Below are 1315 nucleotides of genomic sequence, written 5' to 3'. Positions count from 1 at the left end.
TCGTTGAACTCATCGGCATGGACGTTGATCGGCACGCGCGAGCCAGCCGATGCGCCCGGCAGGCCGTCGTCGATCCCGTGCTTGTAGATGTGGCCGGCGACCGAAACCAAGTCGGAGAACATGGAATTGCCGACCGCTGCGGCGACTTCGGCGTCGGACAGCGCATCCAGGCCGACATAGACCACGGCGCGCTTTCTGATCACCTGCATCCAATCGAAGATCGGACGCGGGTCGGCCAGGTCGGAGTAGTTCGGGGCCAGAAGCTGGGCGATCTTGCCGCTGGTGAGCTTCTCCAGCAGCGGCAGCAGCGATGCGACGATCTTGTCGAAGTAGGTCTTGTCGTAGCGCACTGCCGAGCGCAGGCCGTCGAGCACCGGGTCGTAGTTGCGCGCCTGCGAGAGGTACTGCTCCAGCGCCACCACGCGCTTTTCGCGCCCGATCATGTTGCGCGGGATGTTCTTCTCGTTGAGCTTGGCCTCAATCTGGACGATCACCTCCCATGCCTTGGGCTCGGTCTTGGCGAAGTAGTGCTGGGCATATTCGATGAACAGCGCGTCAATGTTGATCACATGGCGCTGGATCAGCATGTAGTCCGGGCGCTGCCCCAGTTCCACCAGGGCGCGGGCGATGATGTTGACGAAGCGCCACGCAAACTCGCGAAATGCCGCGCTGTTGCCTTCGCCGGAGAGTTGTCCTGCAACACGGGTGGCCACCTCGCTGATGCGCCCAAAGCGGCCCACGGCGTTGTAGCGCGCGGAAATGTCCGGCCAGCCCAAATGGAAGACATAGAACTCGCCATCGCGGCCCGCACGCTTGGCCTCGACGTACACCCGTTTCAAAAGATCGGCGTCGCCCTTGGGGTCGATGACGATGACGACCTCGTGCTCGCCGTCGGCGTTCTTGCGCCGGATGTCCTGGGTCACGAACAACTCGGCCAACCGCGTCTTGCCCACGCGCGTGGTGCCCAGCACCAGCGAATGCCCGACGCGCTCACCCAGCGGCAGGCTGACGTCCACCTCATCGGGTTCGATGCCGTGCAGGCGCGGCAGGCCGCCCACAGGCGGCAGCGGGCGCACCGGGTTGAAAGGCACATCCCAGCCCGTGAGCGCAGGCAGCCGGGATAGCGGGAACGGCGCGAACTCCAGCCGTTCCTCCAGCCTGCGCGCCAGCCGGTAAGCCGGCGTTGGTTCGACGTAGCGGCGAAATTCCGGTCGGTACGTCTGCATCAGCCTATGGGTGTGTTTCTGCTCCCACAGAAACCCCCGCCCGACGAACAGACGCTGCTGGCTGACCGGCACGTCCTTGCTGGTCATCA

At 64.5% G+C, this 1315-nt stretch carries 1 protein-coding gene; it reads right to left on the bottom strand.

Annotated elements, in window-relative coordinates:
* Positions 1 to 1315 (bottom strand): type IV conjugative transfer system coupling protein TraD (gene traD, locus H0484_RS15020; RefSeq protein WP_226955441.1); only part of this gene is annotated, 1315 nt, incomplete at both ends.

This window comes from Mesopusillimonas faecipullorum (genome assembly GCF_020539505.1).
GTDB classification, from domain to species: domain Bacteria; phylum Pseudomonadota; class Gammaproteobacteria; order Burkholderiales; family Burkholderiaceae_B; genus Mesopusillimonas; species Mesopusillimonas faecipullorum.
Note: the sequence above shows the minus strand (reverse complement) of the source record. Positions and strands in the feature narration are given on the sequence as shown.